The following is a 22,413-nucleotide window of genomic DNA, read 5'->3' as shown; positions in this document are numbered from 1 at the left end:
CTGCCGGAACCGGCCAACGAGCATGCACGGATGCTCCCGCCCCGTCCGCTGGATCAGCGTCTGGCCTTAGCCCGCCGCCTGCTGCGCAGGGCCGGTCCCTTTGCCGGGATAGCCGTGTTCGCGCTGGCGCTGTGGGTGCTGCAGGACTGGCTGCGCGGGCAGCGTTATCACGAGTTGCTCGACGCGGTGTCGGCGCTGCCGGCCAGCGCGCTGGTGCAGGCAGGCCTGCTGACCCTGGCCGGCTACGCCACGCTCACCGGCTACGACCTGCTGGCCATGCGCTTCATCGGCCGCCGCGTGCCCGGCGCGTCGGTTGCGTCCACCGCCTTCATCGCCAACGCGCTGGGCAACAACTTCGGCAACACCCTCGTCACGGGCGCCGCGGTGCGCTACTGGACCTACACCGCGGCGGGCCTGTCCGCCGCCGAGGTGTCCAAGGTGGTGCTGTTTTGCAGCGCCGGCTTCTGGCTCGGCTTCCTGGGCGTGGGCGGCGTGGCCTTCGTGCTCGGTCCGGTGCCGTTGCCGCAGGCGCTGCGCTGGGCCGGGGCGACGACCCGGGCGTTGGGCTGGGCGTTTCTCGCGCTGCTGGGTGCGTACCTGCTGCTCAGCGTGGCGTCTGCCGCTGGGCGCCTGTCGATGCCGGGCCCCAGGCCGTGGCGGCTGCCGTCGCCGGCGCTGACGCTGGGTCAGCTCGGGGTTGCCTCGCTGGACCTGTGCCTGATGTCCGCCGTGTTCCACGCGCTGCTGCCGCCTTCGGCCGGCGTGAGCTACCTGCAAGGCGTCGCGGTATTCCTGATCGCGTTGCTTGCCGGCAATGCCAGCCTCGTGCCCGGTGGCCTGGGCGTGTTCGAGTCGGCGATGGTGCTGATGCTGGGGCAGCGCGTGGGCGCCGCGGAACTCGCCGCGGCGCTGCTGTTGTTTCGCGGCGTCTACTTCATCGCGCCCTTGTTCGCCGCGGCCCTGCTGGTGGGCTTGCGCGCGGGCAGGGGGCTGCCGCCGGCCTGGCGCAGCCGGCTCGCATCGGGCACGCGCATCCTCATGGCGCTGGTGCCGCAGATCCTGGCCGCCCTGGTGTTCATGGCCGGCGCCTTGCTGCTGTTTTCCGGTTCGCTGCCGGCCTCTGCCGGACGGCTGGAAGTGCTGAGCCACGTGCTGGCCCTGCCGCTGATCGAGTCCTCGCATTTCCTGGCCAGCCTGGCCGGGTCGGCGCTGCTGCTGCTGGCGCACGCCCTGCAGCGCCGGCTTGATGCCGCATGGCATCTGGCGCTGGTGCTGCTCCTGGGAGCGTCGCTGCTGTCGCTGGCCAAGGGCTGGGACTACGAGGAGGCGTTCCTGATGGGCTGCGCTGCCGTCGCGCTGCTGCCGGCACGACGCCAGTTCCATCGCAGGTCCTCGCTGCTGGGCGAGCCGCTGCGCGCCCCCTGGATCGCGGCCATCGTGATGGTGCTGGGAGCCTCCGGCTGGCTGGTGCTGCTTACCAACCGCCATGCGCTGCACGCGGATCTGTCCTGGTGGAGCTTCACGCTGCATGCCGAGGCTGCGCGCTCGCTGCGTGCCACGGTGGGCGCCGTGGCGCTGGCGGCGCTATTCGGGCTGTACCGGCTGCTGCGCCCGGTGCGTCCCGCCATCGCCGTGGCCTGCGCCGAGGACATCGAACACGCGCGCCGCATCGTCGAGCGCTCGCCCTGCACCTATGCCAACCTCGTGCTGCGCGGGGACAAGGCCGTGCTGTTCAGCCAGGCGCGGGACGCCTTCCTCATGTATGGCCGCAGCGGCCGCAGCTGGATTGCGATGGGCGATCCCGTGGGCGACGCTGCCGGCGGGCGCGAGCTGCTGTGGCGTTTCCATGACCTGTGCGACCGCTACGACGGCTGGTGCGTCTTCTTCGAGGTACGCGGCCAGCGCCGTGCCGAGTACGCGGAGCAGGGCCTGGTGCTCACGCCGCTGGGCGAGCAGGCGCGCGTGGACCTGACGCGCTTCGACCTCGCACTGCCCGCGCACGCGGGCCTGCGGCAGGCGCGCAACCGGCTGCTGCGCTGCGGCTACCGCTTCGAGATCGTGCCGTGCGAGGCCGTGCCGCCCTTGGTGCCCGCGCTGCGGGAGCTGTCCGACGCCTGGCTGCGGGCCAAGGCCACGCACGAGAAGGGCTTCTCCAATGCGTCCTTCGACGCCCGTTACCTGGAGCAGTTTCCGTTGGCCCTGGTGCGCGGCGAGGAGGGCATCGTGGCCTTCGCCAACCTGTGGTGCGGCGCGGGGCGGCAGGAGTTGTCGGTCGACTTGATGCGCCGCCTGCCCACGGCTCCCCGGGGCAGCATGGATTTCCTGTTCAGCGAGCTGATGCTGTGGGGCCGCACCCAGGGCTACCGGTGGTTCGATTTCGGCATGGCGCCGCTGTCCGGGCTGGACGCACGGCGCGACGCGCCGATCTGGGGCCGCATCGGCACACTGCTCTACCGGCACGGCGAGCACTTCTACAACTTCGAGGGGCTGCGCCACTACAAGGCGAAGTTCAACCCGGTGTGGGAGCCGCTGTACCTGGCTTCTCCGGGAGGCGTGGCGCTGCCGGCGATCCTGGTGGACGTCACGGCGCTGATGGCCGGCAGCCTGGCCGGCATCTTCACCCGCTTCGGCCCCGGGCAGGTGCCATCGCCCGGCCCGTCGTCGATCGCGCCGCGACCATGGACCTCGCAAAAAGGAACGCCGTGAACCCATCCGGCTCCTTCGGACAGATCGTCCAAGCCAGTTCATGGGGCCCGGCCTGACACTGCTTGGGGCCTGTATCACGCAGCCGGCGTCCGATGCAGCCGCTGCCGCACGAGCGCGCCGGTACCTGCCATCAGCGCCATGAGGGCTACGAGCCAGCCCACCACGGGCAGGAAACCGGCCAGGATGAGCAGCAGCAGTGCCAGCGCCATGGCGCCCAGGCGCATGCGTGGGGAAGCCTCGCGGCCGCGCACCTGCAGCAGACGCTCGGCCAGGGTGCCGGCGACGACGAGGAAGCCGGCCAGCAGTGCCAGCGCGTACGCGGCGATGAGCGCCAAGGCCAGGGGGGCGCCAATGATGGTGAGCATCAGCAGCAGGGCTGCGGCGGGCACGCCCAGCAGCGTGAGCGCACCGAAAGCCAGGCTGGGTCCCGGTGCCGACTGCAACTGCGCTTGGGCCCGCTGCGCCAGGCCCGGGAAGAGCAGGCTCCAGACAGCGCCGACGGCGAACAGCCCCAGCAGCCAGAACGCCAGTGCCGCTGCCGGGTTCGCGGCCTGCGGCTGAGGGCGCTCGGGCGCGGTCTCGCGCTCGACGCCACCGGCGATGACGGCACCGTCTGCAATCCGGGCCTCGTGTGCGCTGGCGTAGCGCAGGCGGCCCTGGATGCGGGCGCTGGGCAGCAGTTCGATGCTGTCGGCCGCGGCCTGCAGGTCGCCGGCCACCTCACCGCCCAGCACCAGGTGGCCGGCGTAGAGCTTGGCGCGCTGGCCGATGCGGCCGTGCAGCTGCACGTCGCCCCCGGCGATCCAGGCTCCGCCCGCGATCTCGCTTCCCGGCTCCAGGCGCACGTTGCCGCCGGCCAGGTGGGCATCCCCACCAACGCGCGTAGCGAGCGACAGCCGTCCCGCTGCGGCACGCAGGTCCTGCCCCACGGGGGCTTGCACCGCGATGTCGCCCGCGGCCAACGCGGCGTCCTCGGCCACTGCCTGCGCCACGCGGATGCGCCCGGCCGCGGCCAGCAAGTCGCCGGGTACCGGCTGCTCGATGTCCACGCTGGGCGCCGCGGCGTACAGGTTGGCGTGCGAGGGTGCCGCAGGCGCGGCATGCGCCGGCAGGCCTGCGCACGTCGCCAGGCACAGGGCCGGCCACCAGGTGTTCGGGTGCTTCATGACAGCTCCTCCAGGGACGCGGGGCACGATGGCCGGCATCCGCCATTGCGGAAACGGCCGCCTTCAGGGCCAAGCACGGCCTGCGTCACGGCCCTGGTGTCAAGGCAATCGGACTGATGTTCCTCCCATGGCACCGCGAAAACTTGAAGTTCGTCAAACCGTGGGCCGGTCCCTTCGACGGTCACTTACAGTCTCCAGGGCGGCGACCTTGGCACGGATGCGTCTTCAACACGCATGGCCCGTGTGCAGGGGCATGGCCGCCGGTCCCGGCACGGGCGAGCAGCCGGCGCTCGGGTCAGCGCCGGTCCAGCGTCTTGCAGCAGCGAAAGCCGAGGTGGTAGTTGGCGTGGCTGTGCTCGTCCATCACCCGGCTGCCGTGCCAGTAGGGTGCGCGCCAGCGGCACCAGTCCTCGTGGGCGTAGATGCTGTCGAACACGAACCAGCTGCCCTTCATCTCCGTATGGCCCAGTTCCCGGCTGCCCAGGCTGGCCATCTGCGAGGGGTTGAGCGGCAGGTTCATGTGCTCCGCGGCATTGCCGTTGAGGTCGTAAACGTCCAGCGGGCTGTGGCATTGGGGAAAGTCGCCGCTGGGGTAGGTGTTGGATCCGCAGGCACTCCAGCCACCACCCTGGCAGCCCGGTGTCTTGCGGCTGCCGGTGGCGCAGATGCCGCTGCGGTAGGCCGGTCCGTAGCTCCAGCGGCGCGTGGCCTCGCGCGCGCGGTTGTGGGCGGCACGCATGCTGCGGATGGCTGCGTCCGCAGCCACACCGCGCGCCAGGTCGAAGCGGTAGTCGGGGGGCTCCAGGCGACCCTGGCAGGCGCCTTCCCATTCGTGGGCATCGCACAGCCGCTTGCCCACGGCTGCACAGATCTGCGCGGCTTCCCGGGCCTTGGCCCAGACCACCGGATATTCACAGGGCATGTCGGGGAACTCGAACTGGTCGATGCATGCGTGGGCGTCCTCGGCGCGCTCGCGGCTCGGGTCGTACAGGGGAGCCATGTAGCGGCCGCCGCAGATGCGCCGGTAGCGCTCGTTGTCGTAGCCGCCGGGCACGGCGGCCTCGACGCGGCTGCGGCATTGCTCCGGCGAGTGAGGGTGGACGGACACGGCCGGGTTGCCCTGCCCGACGAAGCCCGAGCGCGCAAAGATGCCGCGCAACGCCTGCAACTGGGCGTCCGACAGGCCATGCGCCTGCTGCAGGCGCTGGAAGAGGCGCTCGTTCTGTTCGGCCAGAGGAGAGGCGGCCTGCGACGGGCCCACGGCTGCAGCGGGCAGGAGGCCGAGCAGCAGGCAGATGGCGGGGCGTCTCATCGGCTTGGCTCCTTGCGCAGCAGGTAGAAGAAGTCCCGGTCGTCGGAGTAGCCCATGAAGCGTGTCAGCAAGCCGTTGCCGGCACGCTTCTCGAACTGCCCCATGCCGTCGATCAGGTGCTGCACCAGCACCTGGTCTGCGGCATGCACGTACAGCGCAAGGTACGTGTGCTCCAGGGCGTTCATGTCCAGGTGCATGGCGTAGCGGCACCCGTAGGCCTGGAACACCCGGGCCATCAGCATCGGCGTGGCGGCGGAAAAATAGCCATAGGCGAGGTGGCGCCGGCCGCCGTGTTGCAGCAGGCAGGCACCGGCGCGCAGCGAGCGCAGCTCCTCCTGGGCCGAGCCGGACCAGTTGCCAGGGCCCCACTGGTTCACCAGGGCGCCGATGCGGGGCGGCTCCTCGGCCGCCTCCGCCTCCACCAGCGGCACGCCGTTCTGGCGCGCGTCCCGGATGCGGGGCAGAAGCACGCCGTCGGCGTCGCTCCAGGTCTTCATGCCGACCTCGCCGTTGTCGAGCACATACAGCGTGGCCAGGCCGGGCACCAGGCTGCTGAACAGCGTGCCCTGCTCGATGAAGCCGTAGTGGCTGCCGTGATGGCGCTGTGCCAGGGCGCCATAGCGGAAGGCGCCATGTTCGCGCTTGAACCCGCCCGTGAACGTGGCGGCCACGCGCGGCTGGAGGCCGGGGCTGAGCATGCCGGTGCGCACCAGCGGCGCCGCGGTGGCGAGGCCGTCCGGCCCGGGCAGCGAGGCATCGCGCACGGCGGGCAGGGCGCGCGGCGACCAGCCCAGGCGGGGGTGCTCGGTGCCCAAGGAGAAGCCCAGATCGAACTGCGACAGGTCGAAGGCCACCAGATACGCCATGGCGCCGGCTTCCACCTCGTCGGGACGCCAGGCTTGGGCGCCGCCCGAAGCGTCATCAGGCAGGGCTGCCGCCTGGTAAAGGCTGAAATGCACGCCGGCAAGCCCTCGCACGGCATACCAGCTGCCCAGCGTCAGGCCGCGGCGCAGGCCTTCGATGTCGAGGGCCATGCGCTGGGGCACGAGCACCGGGTCCGCCAGCCCGGCCCGCGTGGCCGCGGGTGCCAACGGTTGCGGCATGGCGGCGTTCGAGGCGGGCGTAGCCGGCGCAGAAGCAGCCCGGCCATGCTCGATGAACGCGTCCGGGAAGAACTCCCTGCGCGCGAACTGCACGATCCGTTCTCCGCCCCAGACATGGTCGCGCAGGAACTCGGTGGTGGCTTCCAACGAGGTCCGGTGACCGGAAACCGGGTTGCGCAGGTACAACCGTCCCTCGCAAAGCGGTGCAAAGGGCAGGGCCGAATTGCGGGCCTGTTGCAGCGCCGGGATGCCGTCACCGTTCCAGGGCGCACAGCGCAGGTGTTGTCCGCCTGCCGACAGCACCAGGGTGCCGCCGTCCGCGGCGTCGAGCCGGACCTGCTGACGCCCGGGATCGGCGTTCTCCAGGTGGAAGCTGACCTCGGTCTTCGCCGGCGCCGACGTGAGCGTGAGCACGAACCAGGCGTTGGCCGAAGGATTCAGGTTCACCAGCCTGGCGCCGGCATACCGCGCGTTGCCCTGCAGCGGCACGGCCTTCTCCACGCGCCAGCGCTGCAGATCGACGATGGTCGGCGGTGGTGCCGCTGCGGCGCCCGCACCCAGCAGGCCGAGCAAGGTCAGGAACGCGTTGCCGCGACGAAGACAGGAGCCGTTGTTCACGCCACGATCCACAGCAGCAACAGCATGAGGACGACGACGATCCGGCTGCTTGCATCGTGCAGGGCAAAGTCGACCGGATCGGTTCGGATGCGTGCCTGTCGCGCCATGCGCCACATGTGCTGCGTCCAGGTCCACAGCAGCAGGCACAGGCTCCAGAGTGCCCAGCGCGCGGCGCCGGCCCGCGGCGGGTCGACGAGCGGCTGCAGGGCCAGCCACAGCGCTCCGACGGCGGCGCAGGCTTGCCCCATCCCCTCCAGCATTCGGGCATCGCTGGGGCGGTACGTGCGTGCGTGTCCCTTGTCGCCCAGGCGTTCGATCGATACGGCCAGTTCCGCCCGGCGCTTGAGCAGGGCCAGCCCACCGAACGTGAAAGCGCTCCAGCCATACAGCAGCATGGGCGCGTCGAGCGGCAAGGCGACTGCGCCAGCCACCACGCGCAGGGCGTAGCCCCCGCCGAGCGCCATGGCGTCCACGACCCTGTGGTCCTTCAGCCTGAGCGTGTAGACGAGCATGAGTGCCACGTAGCCCGCGAGCGTGAGCCCCACGCCGCCGGGCAGGCGTGACGCGACGACGGCTGCCGCCGTCCACAACGCTACTACCAGCCAGACAGCTTGCGCGATGGAAAGGCGACCACAGGCCAGGGCACGCTGGCGCTTGTGCGGGTGGCGGCGATCGCCGGGCAGATCGATGAGGTCGTTGATCAGGTAGACCGACGAGGCCGTCAGGCAAAAACCCACGAAGGCGGCGCACGCGGCAAGCAGTTCGTGAGTGCCACGCAGCCGTTCGTCGGCCAGCCAAGGCAGGAACACCAGCAGGTTCTTCAGCCAGTGCTTCCAGCGCGCGGCGCCGAGCCAGGTGTGCAGGGACGGTCGGCTGGTGGTGAAGGCTTGCTCTATCGTGGTGAGCCGTTGCACGTCGGCTGCCAGTGCGGCATCGACGCCCACCACCACAGCCCGGCGGGCCGAGGACCAGACCGGCAAGTCGGTCCGGCGGTGACCGGCATAGTCATAGCCCCGCTCGCCGAAGCGAGCCACGAGAAGCGCCCTCAGGTGATGGCCGGACCGCCCCCCGTCGGTGCCTTTGGCCGCCAGGACCACCTCGCACAGGTGCAGGTGCCTGGCCACCGCCTGCGCCACTTCTTCAGGCGCGGCCGTGGCGAGCACGATGCGGCGCCCAAGGTGCTGCTGGACCTGCAGGTATTCCAGCAGCGGCCCATGGTAGGGGAGCGTCTTGACGTCCGGCATCGTGTCGGGCTCGAACGCCTGGCGCCACGGTGCATGACCGCCAAGGAGCGCGGGGAGCAACGTCGGCACCATGGCGGGGTGGGTCTTGGCCTGCACGAGCAGGCATTCCGCCTGCAGGCCGCTGCGCACCAGCGTGTCGTCCAGATCGACCACCAGCGGCACGGGGGCGTTGGCTAGAAGCACCACTTGGCCCATCCCAGAACGCCTTTCCTCCAGGGCGTTCGGTGCGAGATTCCGACGTGGCCCTGGAACTCGTGGCGATGCTGCACATACCAGTCGTAATTGGCCTCCAGCGCGCTGCGGTTGGAGCGGGTCGGCGTATATCCCAGGCGGGACTGCAGCCGGTCAATGGACACGACGCTGTCACGATCGGCCGTGCGGTAGATCCATTCGTACAGCGGCGACAGCTTCAGGGCATGCAGGACACGCAGAGCCAAGACGGCCGGCGCCGCGGGCAGGCATACGGCCTTGCTGCCGTGGCCGGCACGGTCGAGCACAGCCTGCACGTTCTCCTTCATCGTGCCGATGTCCAGCGCACCGACGTTGAAGACGTCGTTGACCACGGCTTCGTCGAGCACCATGCAGCGGTGGATCACTTCGCACAGGTCGGCGACGTCGAGCAGTTGATAGGCGTTGTCTCCCCGGCCCAGGACGGGAAAGCGCCGCCCCTCGAACGCCCATTCGTACAGGATCTCGAACACACCCAGCCGCTCCGGGCCGATGAAGGTCTTGGGCCGCAGCACCGGCACGCACACTCCATGGCGGCGGAACTCGGCACAAAGCTGCTCGGCCTGGATCTTCGAATTCCCGTAGGGCCCCACGCCCCGCAGCGCGTCGTCCTCGCGGATCGGGTGATGCTCGGGAATGCCGTACACGGCTGTCGACGACGTGAAGATGAAGCGCCGCACGCCGTGTCGCAGCGAAGCTTCCAGCAGTGTGCGCGTGCCGTCCACGCCGGTGGACATGATCTCCGCAGCTGGCGCCAGCGGCAGCGCAGCCGCGCAGTGCACCACGGTCGTCACGCCTTCCAAGGCCTGGTCCACCGCGGCGCCGTCCCGAATGTCACCCTGCCACGCGTCGATGCGAACCTGTTCCGGGTAATCGAAGGGTGCAATGTCCAGCGTGCGCAGGCTCATGCCGTGCTGCAGCAGGTACCGCACGAGATTGATGCCCAGGAAGCCTGAGCCGCCGGTGATGAGGCAGGTCGGCTGGGACCGGTCTCCTGCGGCATCGAGCGAAGCGGGCGTGATGTCGTCCTCCGGTGTCATGGGCAGGCCGCCGGCAGCTTGCCGGCGTCGCGGCGAACCCTTCGTGCGTTGGAAGGACGAACGGCGCTCGGTTGATCCGGTTCGGCAGTGGCTTTCATCGGGACGCCTCTGTAACTGCCATGCGTCGGGTCAGCTTGGTGGCGTGGTTTGGTCCACCCATTGCGCAATGTTGAAGCGCTTCGATGCCATGCGCAGACGAGCCAATGGCGATCACGCGGCCATGCATGTGGACCTCCTCGAATCGCGTCCAGTCTGCCGCGCGGCTCCCCACGGCGCTTGAGAAATATCAGGTGCGCCCACACTGCAAAATTGCGTTGCCGCAACGGCGCGTTTTGTCACACGCCATTCACCGCGCATTTCCATGCGTTTGCGTTCATTCATCGCAGGTTGATGAGCGGAGGCTAAGTTCAGACTTGAGTGCATCGATGGAGGTTCGCCATGAGCGCCACGAATGCCGGTCTTGCCCGCTACGAGCTGCGCTTCCAGTTCCTTTTCGACGAGGGCCGTGCCTACGCCTTCCCATGCGACAAGGAGGGGCACGTGGATCTTGATGCCTTGAGCGAGCGCGCCCGCAACAACTACTTCTTTGCGCGTTCCGTCGTGGGGCGCGACGTCGCCACGCCGATCGTCCAAGCCGTGTCCTGGCATTGACGGTCGCACGCCCCTGAGTCCTGCCGCGACAACGGCGTCATGCGACCGGGCGGGCCAGGTGTTTCGGCCTTGAGTCCGCAGGCTCTTGCTGCGTGCGATGCCAGTCTATGGGCCATGCCGGGTTGTCGATGCTGAAGCGGGGTGAAGGTCCTGACAGGTCTCGCTGTGCCGCCAGGTAGGCCTCGACGGTGCCGACGTCACGCCAATAGCACGGCTGCTCTTGGGTCAGGACGCCCGGTACCGCGTTGTGCGTGAAATCGTATGCGCACACGCGATGGCTCTTGATCATCTGTGGCAGCACATGCCGGCCGAAGTCATACTCGCCGCGGGCCACCGCGGCTTGCAGCGCCGCGTACAGGATCTCAGGCTTGAACAGGTAGTTGCCCATGGAAATCAACGCGCGGCGGGGATCGTGCGGCATCGGCACGGGCCTGGCCGGCTTCTCCTGGAACTCCAGGATTCGCGCGTTGCGGTCGGTGCAGACCACGCCGAACTCACTGCCGCTCTCCAGCGCCACGGGCAGGGTGGCGACAGTGGCGTCCGCTCGCATGGCCATGTGGAAGGCCGCCATTTGCCGCACGTCCATGCGGTAGAGATGGTCCGCGGCAAACACGGCCACCAGCTGCGGATCGAGCGCGTCGAGCCGTTCGAGGCATTCGTACACCGCGTGTGCCGTGCCCTTGAACACGCGACCCGCCGTGCTGCTTCCCGAAACCACCGGCTCGACGAAGTCGCCGGCGTGCAGGATGGAGATGTTCCATTGCCGCTTCAGGTGGTTGACGAGGATGTCCGGCTTGTACTGAAGCAGCACGAAGATCTGGCGGATCCTCGAGTTGTACAGGTTGCTCAGCACGAAGTCGATGATTCGCCAACCGCCGGCCATCGGCAGGGCCGGCTTGGGAAGCTCCCGCGTGAACGGGCGAAGCCGGGTGCCTTCGCCCCCGGCCAGAACGAACGCCACGATGCGCGGTGCGGCCCTGTCATCCCCTGCAATGCCAAGCCGTACCTCTTGCGGCGCTCCCGCCTGTGCGGGCCTCGCACAGCTCAAGCCCGCTGTCATCCGACCTTGAGCTGGTTGGTGACCCAGTGCACGCCCGGCGCGGAGCGCACGGTGCCTTCGGCCGCGCTGCGCTCGGCCCAGGAGTGCACGCTGCCGCTGAGCGTCACGCTGCCGTTGCCGCTGGTCTGGATATCGATGTGGCGCGCCTCGCGTTCCGCCCGCCGTACCAGTGCCTTGCGGATGCGCTCGGCCAGGTCGGGCGGCTGGGGGCGATGCTTCAGCGTGATGTCGTCGGAGACGCCGACCACGCCCCTGAGGTGGCTGACGGACTTCTCCACCAGCCGGCGCTGGTAGTCCCATTCCAGCTCGCCCTGCAACGTCACCCAGCCCTTGTCCACCATCACCCGCACGGCATTGCCGGGAATGGAGGACAACTGCTCCAGCGCGGCCTCGGCGGCCTGGGCGATGTCGGTGTCGCTGCGCCTGTGGTCCGGCGACAGGCGCACGTCGAGCTCCAGCGCCACGGCCTTGACCCCGGCCACGCGTCGCATCGCCTTCTGGATGGCCCACTTCTCGGGATAGGTCTGCAGGTGCCCCGAGATCGTGACCACGCCGTCCTTGACCGCCACGCCCAGCGCCGTGGCATTCACCGCGGGATCCCAGTCCAGTTCGTCCTCCACGTCCTTCTTCAGCTCGGCATCCGTCTTCATGTCGGTCTCCTTGAGTGGCAATGTGCGGGCGCCTCTGCGCCGGCCGCTGCCGTTGCGCCACCGTGTGCCACGGCAGCGGCACCGCGCTCACGGCATTCCCCGTGTGATCGTCAATAGATCTCGCCCGGTCCACCCGCATCGCCAGCGGAGGCCTGCGGCTTGACCGGGGCGTCGGCGACCAGGCAGTCGGTGGTGAGCACCAGGCTGGCAATGGAGGCGGCGTTCTGCAGCGCCAGCCGCGTGACCTTGGCCGGGTCGATCACGCCCATCTCCAGCAGGTCGCCGTACTCGCGCGTGGCGGCGTTGTAGCCAAAGCCGCGTGCATCGGATTGGTCCACCCGGTGCAGCACGATGGAGGGTTCGTCGGCTGCGTTGCTGACGATGCGCCGCAGCGGCTCCTCCAGGGCGCGCGCCACGATGTTCAGGCCCGATGCCTGGTCCAACGTCGGCAGTTTCAGGTCGGCCAGGGCCTTGCGTGCGCGCAGCAGGGCCACGCCGCCACCGGGCACGATGCCTTCATCGACCGCCGCGCGCGTGGCGTGCAGGGCATCCTCCACGCGCAGCTTGCGCTCCTTGAGCTCGGTTTCGGTGGCGGCGCCCACCTTGATCAGCGCCACGCCGCCGGAGAGCTTGGCGATGCGCTCGTCGAGCTGGCCGCGCTCGTAGTCGCTGGTGATCGCATCGCGCTGCTTCCTCAGCGAGGCCAGCCGGTCGCGAATGGCCGTGGCGTCTCCCGCGCCGCCGATGAGCGTGGTGTGGTCCTTGTCCACCTCGACCCGCCGCGCATGCCCCAGATGCTCCATGCCGGCCTTCGCCAGCGTGAGCCCCAGTTCCTCGGAAATCACCTGTCCCCCGGTGACGACGGCGATGTCCTGCAGCGTGGCCTTGCGCCGGTCGCCGAAGCCTGGCGCCTTGACGGCACAGGTCTTGAGCACGCCGCGCATGGTGTTGACCACCAGCGTGGCCAGCGCTTCGGCGTCCACATCCTCGGCGATGACCAGCAGCGGCGTACTCGCCTTGGCAGCCGCCTCCAGCACCGGCACCAGATCCTTCACCGAGGACAGGCGCTGGTCGCAAAGCACGATGGCCGCGTCCTCCAGCACCGCGGCCTGGCGCTCGGCGTTGTTGATGAAGTAGGGCGAGAGGTAGCCGCGATCGAACTGCAGGCCCTCGACCACCTCCAGCTCGCTGACCATGCCGGAGCCGTCCTCGATCGAGATCGCACCCTCGCGGCCCACCTTGTCCATGGCGCGCGCCACGAGCTCGCCGATGGAGCGGTCGTTGTTGGCGGAGATGCTCGCCACGTGCGCGATCTCCTGCGACCCGGTGCAGGGCTGGGCGATGCGCTGCAGCTCCTGCACCACGCGCTCGACAGCCTGGTCGATGCCGCGCTTGAGGGCCATCGGGTTCATGCCGGCAGCCAGGTACTTCAGGCCTTCCTGGATCATGCCGTGCGCCAGCACCGTGGCCGTCGTGGTGCCGTCGCCGGCCATCTCGCTGGTGCGCGCGGCCACCTCGCGCAGCAGCTGCGCTCCCATGTTCTCGAAACGGTCCTGCAGCTCGATGGCCCTGGCCACCACCACGCCGGAATTGACGATCTGCGGCGCCCCGAATTCGCGGTCCAGGATGACGGTGCGCCCACGCGGGCCGAGGGTCACCTTCACCGCATCGGCCAGGATTTCGACGCCACGACGGATCTTGTCGCGTGCCTCTTCGCGGAAGAGCAGTTGCTTGGCAGCCATGCTTGGACCTCCGATGAAACGAGCTGCTGGCCGGCCCCGCGGTGTCACCCATGTGCACGCAACGCCGACGCAGTGTCGCCCGCACGACGAACGTGACCGCGTTCGTGGTATCAGGGCTGCGAGCCCTGGTGCCGCACCAGCATGACGGGCACCGGCGCGCAGCGCGCCGTGATCTCGGCATCGCTGCCCATCGTCAGGCGGCTGATGCCGCGCCGTCCATGCGTGCCCATGACGATGAGCTGGCAGTCCTGGGTCTTGGCCTGCTCGGAGATCACGTTGCCGACACGGCCGGACGTGATCTCGTGCATCACGGGCCGTACCTGCACACCGGCCTGCTCGGCTTCGCGGCAGCCCTGTGCGAGCAGTTCCTTCCCCAGATCGAGCAGATCGCGACGGATCTCGTCGGTACCGGTCACGGCGGCCATGTCCACCAGCAGCGGGTACTCGTTGACCACGTGCAGCAGCACGAGAGTGGACTTCAATTCCCGCGCCAGGGTGATGGCTTCGCGCAGGCCCTGGACAGAAGGGTCGCTGCCGTCGAAGGGAACGAGGCTTCTGGAGTACATCGCATTCCTCCAACTCGGCCGCGGTGGGCGGCCGGTCGCGCCATGGTCATGCTTCGGGCAGCGTGGTCATTGAGATTTCGCAAATACGGCAGATCTCGCATGCGGCAGCGGTTTCCAACGCCAAGCTCGTGCTGTTTCACCTGCTGCATCAAGGACACGCTGCGCATTGCCGCCCGGCAGCAGCGGTGTCGAGCATGCACGCGCCATGCATGCCCATGGCTGCAGTGAAAAGCCTTCGCGCTCGGAATTGATCTGCCGCAAGCCATGCCACACCGGTCGGCCTAGATTGGATTTGTCCTGTACCGGCAGCACTCATGGTGGCGTCCGGCAATCTTCAGGACATGGTTGCAAATGCATCCTGGAAAGAGCCTTATGGAAAGGAGATATCGATGACTGCCTTGACTCCGCTGTCGCGCTTCGACGACCTGTTCTCCGAATTCCGCCGCCTGCTGCCCTCGTTGGCCCAAGGCTCCGAGATCATGGGCATGGGCGACATTCGCCTGGACGTCGAGGAGAAGGACAAAAGCTATGCCGTGTGCGCCGAGCTGCCCGGTGTGAAGAAGGAGGACATTCGGGTCGAAGTGGACGGCAACCGCGTCGGCATCCATGCCGAGATCCGCAGGGATGCAGAGGAGAAGGACCCGAAGGACAAGGCCCGCGTGCTCATGCGCGAGACCTATCGTGGCAGCGTCTCGCGCAGCTTCACGCTGCCCAGCGAGATCGATGAAGCGGGTGTCGCGGCCAAGCTGGAAGACGGCGTGCTCAAGCTCACGCTGCCCAAGCGCGAAGGCGCACGCCGCCGCCGCATCGCCATCGAGTGAGCGGAGTGGACAGAGGCATGCCGCGCCGCGCGGCCTGAGGAGCCGGACAATGCGCCGTCACGCGAAGTGCGGGCCAAGGAGAAGTGGATGAGTCTCATGGCTTCCATCCTGGTGCACGTCGATGCACTGCCGCGCAGCCGCATGCGGCTGGAGCTGGCCCGAACGCTGGCGCGGCGCCTGGACGCAACGGTGCAAGCGCTGTATGCCGTCACGCCGGCCGTGCTGGAGGTGACACTGCCGTTTCCGGACGCCGGCGCTTTCATGCCTGACATGCTGGAGGTCGACTGCCAGCGCCGGGACATGGCGCGCGCGCTGGTCGAAGCCGTGCAAAGCGATGAGGTGCACGTGCGCTGGGCCGAGCTGAGCCCGCTGCGCGCCCTGTATCCCGGCTTCGTGCGCGAGAGCTTCCATCACGACCTGGTGGTGCTGGGCCAGTACGACGGCAGCGATCCCGCAGGCGCCGGTGTGCCGCCGGACTTCGTGCCCTCGGTCGTCGTGGACAGCGGCAAGCCCGTGCTGGTCGTGCCTTGGGCAGGCAACTTTGGCGACGTGGGCCACCGCGTGCTGATCGCCTGGAAGCCCACGCGCGAGGCGGCTCGTGCGCTGTCCGCGGTGCTGCCCCTGTTGCAGCCGGGCGCTGCCGTCCACGTGTCGAGCTGGGACGGTGATCCTGAGGAGATCCGCCCGCTCCTGCTGCGCCATGGCGTTGACGTGACCTGTTCCCGTGAAGCAGCGGCTGAAGGCCAGGTGGGTGAAGATTTGCTCTCGCGCACGGCAGACCTGAATGCGGACCTGCTGGTGATGGGCTGCTATGGCCATACCCGTGCACGCGAGCTGCTGCTGGGCGGCGCCACGCGAACGGTGCTCGCGTCCATGACGCTGCCCGTGCTGATGGCGCACTGACGCCGCTGCCGCGCCGCCTACGAGGCATGGCGCGCAACCAAAGGGAAAGCTCCCATGGCCACCATCCCTGCAAGACATGCGCGGCTGCTGGCCGCCGTCGCGCTCTGTGCCGCCGTGCCTGTGTTGAGCGCGCCAGCGGCGCCGGCCGAGCCGGCCTCGGCGACGCCGGCGGACGCCAGCCTGGGGCAGCAGCTGTTCCAGACGCACTGTGCGCGATGCCACGGCGAGGACGCGAAGGGGACGGGGCGCGCGCCCAGCCTGCTGCAGCGGGTGGGGGGCATGAGCGAGGCCAGGTTCACCGAAGCCGTGTTGCGCCGCTATGCGTGGACCATCGCGGCCACCGAGGCCGCGGACCCGCAAGCCGCGCGCCAGGCATTGCTGGACAGCGTCGTGCAGCCGCGCGCCGATGGCCATGCCATGCCGGCCTGGCAAGACAACCCGGCCGTGCGCTCGGGCATCGCGCAGCTCTACCGCTATCTCGATACGCGGGCGCGGCAAGCGGCACGCTGACACACCTGGCCCGCGCGCCGCATCACCACGGCAACAAGGATCTGGGCTGCCGCGCCGCGGTGGGGCTGGAAGAAACAGCGCTTGAGGCCCTCGTCCGGCACCAGGTAGGCGGCGGTGAGCCCGCCTACCAGGGCCAGTACCGCAGCGGGCAGTGCACGAAACCGAAGGCTCGGCCCAGCGGCAGCTAGGGCAGCGCCAGCGCCATGAGCATCATCCCGAAGAGGCGTGTGCCGCGCTCGCACTCGGTCGGCGGTGCGGGGCTCTGCAGGCTCCCGGCCATGCGGCCGAGCTCGGTGCGCGCCCCGGTGGCATCCACGCGCATGGGCGCCGACTCGGACACCACCGAGCTGTCCACGTAGAGCACGTGCGGCGACTGCAGCGCCGTCGCCGCTTCATCCCCATCACGCTGAGCCTGGGTGCTGACGTGTGCGGCGTGTTTTTCTACCGGGACAGCCTCGCCGGTGAGCAGCGCCTGGTTGACGAAAAAGTCGGTGGCCTGCAGTACCGTGCCGCCGCAGGCACCAAGCTGCCGGCGGCCAGCTCCACGACATCGCCGGGTACCAGCTCGCGCACCGGGCGCTCCACGGCTTGGCCGTCGCGCCGCACGCGCACGCGAAGCGCCACGGCCTGCTGCAGGAACTCGGTGGTGCGGCCCGCGCGCTGTGCCTGCACCAGGTCCGGGTCCACGCTGGCGGTGATCACGGCCGCCACGATGCCGAAGCTCAGTGCATCGCCCGTGATGGCTGCGACCAGCAGGACCAGCAACAGCGGGGTGGGCAGCCGCCCGATGAAGCGCCGCCAGCGCGGCGGGCTGGTGCAGCCGATACCAACGTTCAGCACGCTCTGCCGGAGATCGGGCACTGCGCCGGCGCCGCACCGCAGTCGCTTATGGACAGCACCAGATGTGCCACCCATCTCGGCCGGCATGAAACGGTGGCCGCGGCATAACTTTGTGGCCAGATGGCGGAATCTCTTCCTGCGCCGGACTTATGCAACGAAGTTGTAGGGACCGCGTATACCTATTGCAGGTTCGTCTTTTGATGAACATCAAAAATTTGCCGTCAACTGTATTGGGTCGCATTCCCTTGATGTGAGAGAACGGTGTCATTGAAGACGCCAATCCATTTTCTTTGGCCTAAAGAAAAAACTTCATCGGTGGGACTTGAATTGCCTTAATAGAGCGCCCACAGTTCAGCGTAAACGGTCCCCCAGAAACCGATGTAAAGCATGTAAGCCAACGGAATGTATTCCCGGTTGGGGTCGATGCTTTTTCATGTCAACGCTCGATCCAACCATGCGGCTGACCAGATACTTGGCTCGGCCATTGGTTGCTCGAGTGGGGTTTATTGCCATTTTGCAGATTCCTGAAAACAGGAGTGCTGGTTGCGGCCTAACTTGGGCTGCCCGTTGCATGTTTGATTCCCGTATCAACCCAGGGAGTTTTCCATTTGCGAGGAGATTGCAATGGCTCAACAACATAGGCGGTCTTTCATGGCGCTGGCGGCAGCGCTGCCTGCAGCAGGTGCTGGCTTGCTGCCCGAAATCGCTGCTGCGCAGGTGCCTGAGCACGAGCGGCCCTCACTCAGGAAATGGGTGCAGACGCCCGCCTCGGGCATAGGCGATGTCACAGTCGGCTATGAAGGCAGGGTTTGGGTGGCGGGTCGCAACGGCACGATCTGGTACACGGATAACGGCGTGAGCTTCACGCAGGTCGACGCCTCCGGCTTCGAGCGGGTGGCCGCCGGACCCGATGGCGCGCTGTGGGCTGTCGGGTTCAATGGCACCTTGTGGGTGTACCGCAACGGCAAGTGGACCGATACCGGTGCCAGCGGCATGGGCGACGTGGCGGTCGGCCCTGACGGCACGGTCTGGCTCGCCGGGCGCAACGGCACGATCTGGTACTACCGCAACGGCAACTTCACTCAGGTCGCGGCCAGCGGTTTTGCCCGGGTCGCGGTGGCCCTGGACGGTACGGTGTTCGCCGTTGGCTTCAACGGCACGTTATGGCGCTACTACAACGGCTCGTGGACCCGGATCTGGCGTGCCCCGTCCCGCCTCGTGGACGTGGCGGTCTCGCCGTGCGGCACGATCTGGGTAACGCGCAAGGACGACGGCTCTATCTATTACTCGGACACTGGCCGCCGTTTCGTCAAGGTCCCGGGCAGCGGCTTCGAGAGCATTGCCGTCGGACTGGACGACAACGTGTGGGCCGTGGGCTATAACGGCACGCTTTGGAAGTACGAGCGCCCGTACCGCTACGTGTGAACGGTTTCTTGCACGCCTGCCGGAAGCCGGCGCCTGCACCGGCGTGTTCTCCGGACTGAGGCTTGAGAGCGCATTCGCGGGCTGCGTGCCGAGCGCCGCAGCCCGCCCTGAAAATGGGCTCTCATATTTTCCTGATCACCTCGGTCTGAACAACGTGACGCGGGTCGGAATACAGAATCGCAAATGAGAGGGACTGAACAATGCCCCGGTTGCTGCCCGCCGCAGCCGCTCAACGTGCTCTCGATATTGACGCCCTGGGCAGCAACAACTCCACCTTGAGCCCGCCCAGTTCCGCGCAGGCCAGCGACATCTGGCCTCCGTAGAGATCGGCCAGCTCGCGCACGATGGCCAGCCCCAGGCCGCTACCGGGTGTAGCCTCATCCAGGCGACAGCCGCGCGCCAGAGCCAGCTCGTGCCGCTTCGCGGCGATGCCGGGTCCGTCGTCTTCGACGACCAGTCGCAGCCGCGGCGTTCCTGCTCCCGTCAGCGGCGCAGCTGACAGGCGAATCGAGCTGTGTGCCCACTTGCAGGCGTTGTCCAGCAGATTGCCCAGCATCTCCTGCAAATCCTGGACCTCGTCGGCAAAGGCCAGCCCGGGCGGTACGGCATCGGCTTCCATGCGCAGCCCGCGCTCGCCATGCACGCGCGACATCACGCGCACCAACCCGTGCACGACAGGGGCCACCTCGGCGCGCATGCCCGGTACGCCCTGCGCTGCGGCGGCGCGCGACCGGGCGAGATGCCAGTGGACGTGGCGCCGGGCGATTTCGACCTGCTCCGCCACCAGGCCGGGCAGCGCCGCGAGTTCCGCCGGATGCCGCTGCACGGATCCCGCGGCCTGTGCCATCGCGGCCAGCGGCGTCTTGAGGGCATGCGCCAGGTTGCCTGCCTGCGTGCGGGCGCGGGCCACGACCTCGGCATTGCGCTCCAGCACGCCGTTGAAGTCGTCCACCAGCGGCTGCACTTCCAGCGGGAAGCGGCCCTGCAGGCGCTGCCGGCGGCCTTCGCGCACGTCTATCAGCGCTTGCTGCAGCGCCTTGAGCGGCGCCAGCCCGACGGACACCTGGGCGGCCGCGGCCAGCAGCAGCAGCCCCAGCAGCGCCGCCAGCGACCAGGCCAGCACGCCGTTGAAGCGTTCGACGGCCTGCGTGGTTTCATGGCGGTCCGCCGCGACCAGCAGCCGCCATGCACCGGGACCGCCGGCTGCGGCGATGCGCACCGTGCGCTCGACCAGCAGCAGCGCCGCGCCGCCCGGGCCAACCACCTCGTGTACATGCACTTGCCCGTCGGCCGGCTGATCGGCCGGCGCCTGCAGCTCGGCATCCCACAGCGAGCGCGAGCGCAGCACGCCGCGCTGCAGCGTCACGCCGTCGCTGCGGTCCACCTGCCAGTACAGCCCCGAATGGGGACGGACCCAGCGCGGGTCGCTCAGGCTTGCCGGATCCAGCCGGGGAGTCCCAGCGGCATCGGGCTCGAAGCGGGCCGTGACCTGGTCGAGCTCGGCCGTCAGCGTGGCGGCGAACTGGCGCGTGACATGCTCGCGAAACAGCCCGAACAGGGGTGGACGGACTCTGCGTGCAAAAAGGTGCGCTTTGAGTCTAAAAACTTTTGTGGGACAACGGCTTACGGAATTTTGAATTACGGCGACCGCAGTTTGGCCGTGTAAATCGGTGCGTTTTGCCGTGGGAATATCACCGTTTTCCGTGGCCAGAAAACGCTGCCCCGATCTGCTTGGCGCGGCGCTCATCGTCGGCGTGCAGGTACAGCGAGGTGGTGGACACCGACGCGTGGCGCAGGTTGTCGCGTACCGTGGTGAGGTCGACGCCGGCCTCCAGCGCATACGAGGCATGGCTGTGGCGCAGCCAGTGCGGTGAAGCCCGGCCCAGCTTCTCGGCCAGCGCCGGGTTGACGTCGGTGAGCACCGTAGCCGCCGTCGCGAAGAAGCGCTTGAGCGCCGCCCACAGCCGCCTGGCGATGATGGCGGTCCCATCGTCTAGGCTGCCCAACAGCGGTGTGCCCGGATCCCACTTCGCTGGGCTCACGGGCAACTGCCGCTGCACCAGGTAGGTTTCCAGCGCGCTGCGCGCAATGAGGGGCAGCACGACCTTGCGGGGCTTACTGCCCTTGCCGACCACGCGCAGCCAGACCTCGCCGCCAGCGTCGATCTCGACGTTGCCCAGCACGGCGTTCACCAGTTCACTGGCGCGCAGCCCCGTGCCGAACCCGAAGTCAAGCACGAAGCGCATGCGCCGCGCCGCGGCCGGCGTCCACCCGTACGACCATTCCAAGGCGTCGGCGACCGTGCGCAGAAGCTGCCACTCGCCGCCAGAGAATCCCCGCGTCGTGTCCAGGCCGGCCGAGCGTGCGCCGCGCACGCGGATGCCGGCAAACGGGTTGGCTAGCACGTATCGCTTGGCGATGAGCCAGCGGAACAGCGCGCCCAGCACCGAGAGCGCGTAGGCAATGGAGCGCGGCGAGGGACCGCCGGTGAAGGGACGCCACAGCGGCGAGGACCGCGCCGTGGCAGGCCCGACCCAGCGCGAGCGCGGTGCCGGATGGCGCAGGAACGCGCGGTACGCCGCCGCGTCCTCGGTAGTGAGCGAGGACAGCGCCAGGCCGCGTTCGAAGATGGCCCAGAGCATCAAGCGCTCGGCCTCCTTGCGGTAAGCACGCTGGGTGGCCGGAGCCTCGTGCATCGACAGCCAGATCTGCACGGCCTCGAAGTCGTTGTTGGCCCGCAGCGAGCACGACTCGCGTGGCGCCCGAAAGGTGCCCTGGGTGCCGTCGACCTCGCTGGGCACGACGATGTGCTCCCACGGACGCACGTCACCGATCGAGGGCACGGTCACTAGCGCCCGTGCCCGCTCGGTGAGGTCGGGGTGTGCTGCGAAGAAGTCCTCCACCTGGGCTGCCATGGCCTGCCCGAGCCCGGCAATGCCAATCCACCAGCGCCGCCGGCGCGGCACGCGCAGCGTGAGCTCGGCCAGGGTCCTGATGCCAGCCTTGTGCAGCACGGCCGCCACGCGCGGGGGCAGCCAGCGGCCCACGTCGTCGCCGATGAGCGGCTGCGGGATGGGCGCATGGCGTAGCGCCTCGACCGCCTGCGCGACGGCACGTGCGGCCGCAGCGCCCTTGCGCGCCGTGCCCGTGATGAGCCGCGCCAGGTCCTCGCGCTGGCGGCTGGCCGCGAAGGCGGCGAGCTGCCGGCGGATGTCGCCGATCATGGCGCGCGACGAGCCGCCAAGCAGCCGCCGTTCGGGAATGAAGCGCGCCACGGCCTCTCGTGAGGACAGGCCTTCGTGCCAGGCCCGTAGAGCCGAGAGCGCCGCGGCATCGGGCAACGACTGCACGCTGGCGGACTCGGCAGTGGACGGGCGCAATTCCATGCCAGTCAGTTTAGGCCTGTGACGCTGCTGATCCGATAAGAAGAATTATTTGATCAGCGATGAACTCCACGACGGCTTGCGCAGCTTCAGCGGCGTTCACACGAAGCTGGCTGCAGGCGCTCAGGGTGCTGCGTCCTTCTGCTTGACAGCGGTCCAGAAGTCCTCGCCCGCAGCGCCAACGGCAGCGCGATCCCGGTACAGCCGGATGTCCAGCGCGATGCGCCAGTCGTCAGGTGCCGCCGCAACCAATCGGCCACTGGCCAGGTCTTCTCGGATCAGTGTCGCCGGCAGCCAAGCCACGCCTCGCCCGCTGAGCGCCATTGTCCTGAGCACGGATGCCAGGTGAGCTGTGAACACGGTGTGCGTGTGCAGCCGCTCCATCACTGTTCCACGGACCTGCTTCAGGATGCGTGCAAGGCCTGATTCGGTGCTGTAGCCCAGA

The 22,413-nt window shown here is 68.6% G+C and carries 18 protein-coding genes and 1 pseudogene; 6 read left to right on the top strand and 13 right to left on the bottom strand.

Features of this window, described 5'->3' with window-relative positions; genetic code table 11:
* Positions 1 to 30 precede the first annotated feature (30 nt).
* Positions 31 to 2,706: a bifunctional lysylphosphatidylglycerol flippase/synthetase MprF gene (mprF, locus tag H537_RS47020; protein ID WP_051244101.1), complete on the top strand. Its 2,676-nt coding sequence runs from the start codon at positions 31 to 33 to the stop codon at positions 2,704 to 2,706.
* A gap of 74 nt (positions 2,707 to 2,780) precedes the next feature.
* Here mprF and H537_RS0133590 read toward each other — a convergent pair whose 3' ends face one another.
* The 5 genes from H537_RS0133590 to H537_RS0133570 form a co-directional block, all read right to left on the bottom strand.
* Positions 2,781 to 3,872, bottom strand: a complete 1,092-nt coding sequence (locus H537_RS0133590) for a DUF8173 domain-containing protein (RefSeq protein WP_029001392.1) — start codon at positions 3,870 to 3,872, stop codon at positions 2,781 to 2,783.
* A 295-nt stretch (positions 3,873 to 4,167) separates the two neighbouring features.
* Complete coding sequence (locus tag H537_RS0133585; protein ID WP_029001391.1) at positions 4,168 to 5,184, bottom strand: hypothetical protein; 1,017 nt, start codon at positions 5,182 to 5,184, stop codon at positions 4,168 to 4,170.
* Positions 5,181 to 6,905, bottom strand: coding sequence for a hypothetical protein (locus tag H537_RS47015; protein ID WP_156902108.1), 1,725 nt, complete (start codon positions 6,903 to 6,905; stop codon positions 5,181 to 5,183). The genes H537_RS0133585 and H537_RS47015 overlap by 4 nt, the downstream gene beginning before the upstream one ends.
* Entirely contained in the window at positions 6,902 to 8,344 is a 1,443-nt protein-coding gene (locus H537_RS0133575; RefSeq protein WP_051244092.1) for a UbiA family prenyltransferase, read from the bottom strand. The genes H537_RS47015 and H537_RS0133575 overlap by 4 nt, the downstream gene beginning before the upstream one ends.
* Positions 8,323 to 9,417, bottom strand: coding sequence for an NAD-dependent epimerase/dehydratase family protein (locus H537_RS0133570; protein ID WP_084151155.1), 1,095 nt, complete (start codon positions 9,415 to 9,417; stop codon positions 8,323 to 8,325). Before H537_RS0133570 ends, H537_RS0133575 begins: the two co-directional genes overlap by 22 nt.
* Before the next feature lie 438 nt (positions 9,418 to 9,855).
* Between H537_RS0133570 and H537_RS0133565 the strand changes: the two genes are divergently transcribed.
* Positions 9,856 to 10,068, top strand: a complete 213-nt coding sequence (locus H537_RS0133565) for a hypothetical protein (protein ID WP_029001388.1) — start codon at positions 9,856 to 9,858, stop codon at positions 10,066 to 10,068.
* A 37-nt stretch (positions 10,069 to 10,105) separates the two neighbouring features.
* Here H537_RS0133565 and H537_RS47010 read toward each other — a convergent pair whose 3' ends face one another.
* From H537_RS47010 to H537_RS0133545, 4 genes are all read right to left on the bottom strand, one after another.
* Positions 10,106 to 11,029: a sugar phosphate nucleotidyltransferase gene (locus tag H537_RS47010; RefSeq protein WP_051244089.1), complete on the bottom strand. Its 924-nt coding sequence runs from the start codon at positions 11,027 to 11,029 to the stop codon at positions 10,106 to 10,108.
* A 95-nt stretch (positions 11,030 to 11,124) separates the two neighbouring features.
* Positions 11,125 to 11,778 (bottom strand): BON domain-containing protein, encoded by a 654-nt coding sequence (locus tag H537_RS0133555; protein WP_029001387.1) that lies wholly within the window; start codon positions 11,776 to 11,778, stop codon positions 11,125 to 11,127.
* Between the two features lie 110 nt (positions 11,779 to 11,888).
* On the bottom strand, positions 11,889 to 13,520 hold the full coding sequence (gene groL / locus H537_RS0133550; protein ID WP_029001386.1) for a chaperonin GroEL: 1,632 nt from the start codon (positions 13,518 to 13,520) through the stop codon (positions 11,889 to 11,891).
* Positions 13,521 to 13,630: 110 nt separating this feature from the next.
* Positions 13,631 to 14,086 (bottom strand): universal stress protein, encoded by a 456-nt coding sequence (locus H537_RS0133545; protein WP_029001385.1) that lies wholly within the window; start codon positions 14,084 to 14,086, stop codon positions 13,631 to 13,633.
* A gap of 389 nt (positions 14,087 to 14,475) precedes the next feature.
* Here H537_RS0133545 and H537_RS0133540 point away from each other — a divergent pair, with 389 nt between their 5' ends.
* The 3 genes from H537_RS0133540 to H537_RS0133530 all read left to right on the top strand — a co-directional run bounded on the left by H537_RS0133540 (position 14,476) and on the right by H537_RS0133530 (position 16,320).
* Positions 14,476 to 14,907 (top strand): Hsp20/alpha crystallin family protein, encoded by a 432-nt coding sequence (locus H537_RS0133540; protein ID WP_043461240.1) that lies wholly within the window; start codon positions 14,476 to 14,478, stop codon positions 14,905 to 14,907.
* Between the two features lie 87 nt (positions 14,908 to 14,994).
* Positions 14,995 to 15,810 (top strand): universal stress protein, encoded by an 816-nt coding sequence (locus H537_RS0133535; RefSeq protein WP_029001383.1) that lies wholly within the window; start codon positions 14,995 to 14,997, stop codon positions 15,808 to 15,810.
* Between the two features lie 54 nt (positions 15,811 to 15,864).
* The gene (locus H537_RS0133530; RefSeq protein ID WP_029001382.1) at positions 15,865 to 16,320 is read left to right on the top strand and encodes a c-type cytochrome; all 456 of its coding nucleotides are present in this window, start codon (positions 15,865 to 15,867) and stop codon (positions 16,318 to 16,320) included.
* Between the two features lie 184 nt (positions 16,321 to 16,504).
* On the opposite strand, the pseudogene H537_RS57145 reads toward H537_RS0133530, so the two are convergent.
* Positions 16,505 to 17,235, bottom strand: a pseudogene (locus tag H537_RS57145) (P-type ATPase actuator domain-containing protein).
* A 549-nt stretch (positions 17,236 to 17,784) separates the two neighbouring features.
* Between H537_RS57145 and H537_RS0133515 the strand changes: the two are divergent.
* Entirely contained in the window at positions 17,785 to 18,585 is an 801-nt protein-coding gene (locus H537_RS0133515) for a tectonin domain-containing protein (protein WP_156902107.1), read from the top strand.
* Positions 18,586 to 18,814: 229 nt separating this feature from the next.
* Here H537_RS0133515 and H537_RS47005 read toward each other — a convergent pair whose 3' ends face one another.
* The 3 genes from H537_RS47005 to H537_RS0133500 all read right to left on the bottom strand — a co-directional run.
* Entirely contained in the window at positions 18,815 to 19,969 is a 1,155-nt protein-coding gene (locus H537_RS47005; RefSeq protein WP_051244083.1) for a sensor histidine kinase, read from the bottom strand.
* A gap of 307 nt (positions 19,970 to 20,276) precedes the next feature.
* The gene (locus H537_RS0133505; protein ID WP_029001378.1) at positions 20,277 to 21,971 is read right to left on the bottom strand and encodes a site-specific integrase; all 1,695 of its coding nucleotides are present in this window, start codon (positions 21,969 to 21,971) and stop codon (positions 20,277 to 20,279) included.
* Positions 21,972 to 22,091: 120 nt separating this feature from the next.
* The coding region (locus H537_RS0133500; RefSeq protein WP_043461300.1) for a LysR substrate-binding domain-containing protein at positions 22,092 to 22,413 on the bottom strand (322 nt) is incomplete at its 5' end.

The organism is Azohydromonas australica DSM 1124, assembly GCF_000430725.1.
In the GTDB taxonomy this organism is placed as follows: domain Bacteria; phylum Pseudomonadota; class Gammaproteobacteria; order Burkholderiales; family Burkholderiaceae_C; genus Azohydromonas; species Azohydromonas australica.
Note: the sequence above shows the minus strand (reverse complement) of the source record. Positions and strands in the feature narration are given on the sequence as shown.

What these genes read in the sequence shown, in the direction of transcription:
- H537_RS0133505 (WP_029001378.1), bottom strand. Translation starts at nt 21,971, where the DNA reads ATGGAATTGCGCCCGTCCACTGCCGAGTCCGCCAGCGTGCAGTCGTTG.
- H537_RS0133545 (WP_029001385.1), bottom strand. Translation starts at nt 14,086, where the DNA reads ATGTACTCCAGAAGCCTCGTTCCCTTCGACGGCAGCGACCCTTCTGTC.
- groL (WP_029001386.1), bottom strand. Translation starts at nt 13,520, where the DNA reads ATGGCTGCCAAGCAACTGCTCTTCCGCGAAGAGGCACGCGACAAGATC.
- H537_RS0133515 (WP_156902107.1), top strand. Translation starts at nt 17,785, where the DNA reads ATGGCTCAACAACATAGGCGGTCTTTCATGGCGCTGGCGGCAGCGCTG.
- H537_RS0133575 (WP_051244092.1), bottom strand. Translation starts at nt 8,344, where the DNA reads ATGGGCCAAGTGGTGCTTCTAGCCAACGCCCCCGTGCCGCTGGTGGTC.
- H537_RS0133535 (WP_029001383.1), top strand. Translation starts at nt 14,995, where the DNA reads ATGAGTCTCATGGCTTCCATCCTGGTGCACGTCGATGCACTGCCGCGC.
- mprF (WP_051244101.1), top strand. Translation starts at nt 31, where the DNA reads ATGCTCCCGCCCCGTCCGCTGGATCAGCGTCTGGCCTTAGCCCGCCGC.
- H537_RS0133540 (WP_043461240.1), top strand. Translation starts at nt 14,476, where the DNA reads ATGACTGCCTTGACTCCGCTGTCGCGCTTCGACGACCTGTTCTCCGAA.
- H537_RS0133565 (WP_029001388.1), top strand. Translation starts at nt 9,856, where the DNA reads ATGAGCGCCACGAATGCCGGTCTTGCCCGCTACGAGCTGCGCTTCCAG.
- H537_RS0133590 (WP_029001392.1), bottom strand. Translation starts at nt 3,872, where the DNA reads ATGAAGCACCCGAACACCTGGTGGCCGGCCCTGTGCCTGGCGACGTGC.
- H537_RS0133570 (WP_084151155.1), bottom strand. Translation starts at nt 9,417, where the DNA reads ATGACACCGGAGGACGACATCACGCCCGCTTCGCTCGATGCCGCAGGA.
- H537_RS0133555 (WP_029001387.1), bottom strand. Translation starts at nt 11,778, where the DNA reads ATGAAGACGGATGCCGAGCTGAAGAAGGACGTGGAGGACGAACTGGAC.
- H537_RS0133530 (WP_029001382.1), top strand. Translation starts at nt 15,865, where the DNA reads ATGGCCACCATCCCTGCAAGACATGCGCGGCTGCTGGCCGCCGTCGCG.
- H537_RS0133585 (WP_029001391.1), bottom strand. Translation starts at nt 5,184, where the DNA reads ATGAGACGCCCCGCCATCTGCCTGCTGCTCGGCCTCCTGCCCGCTGCA.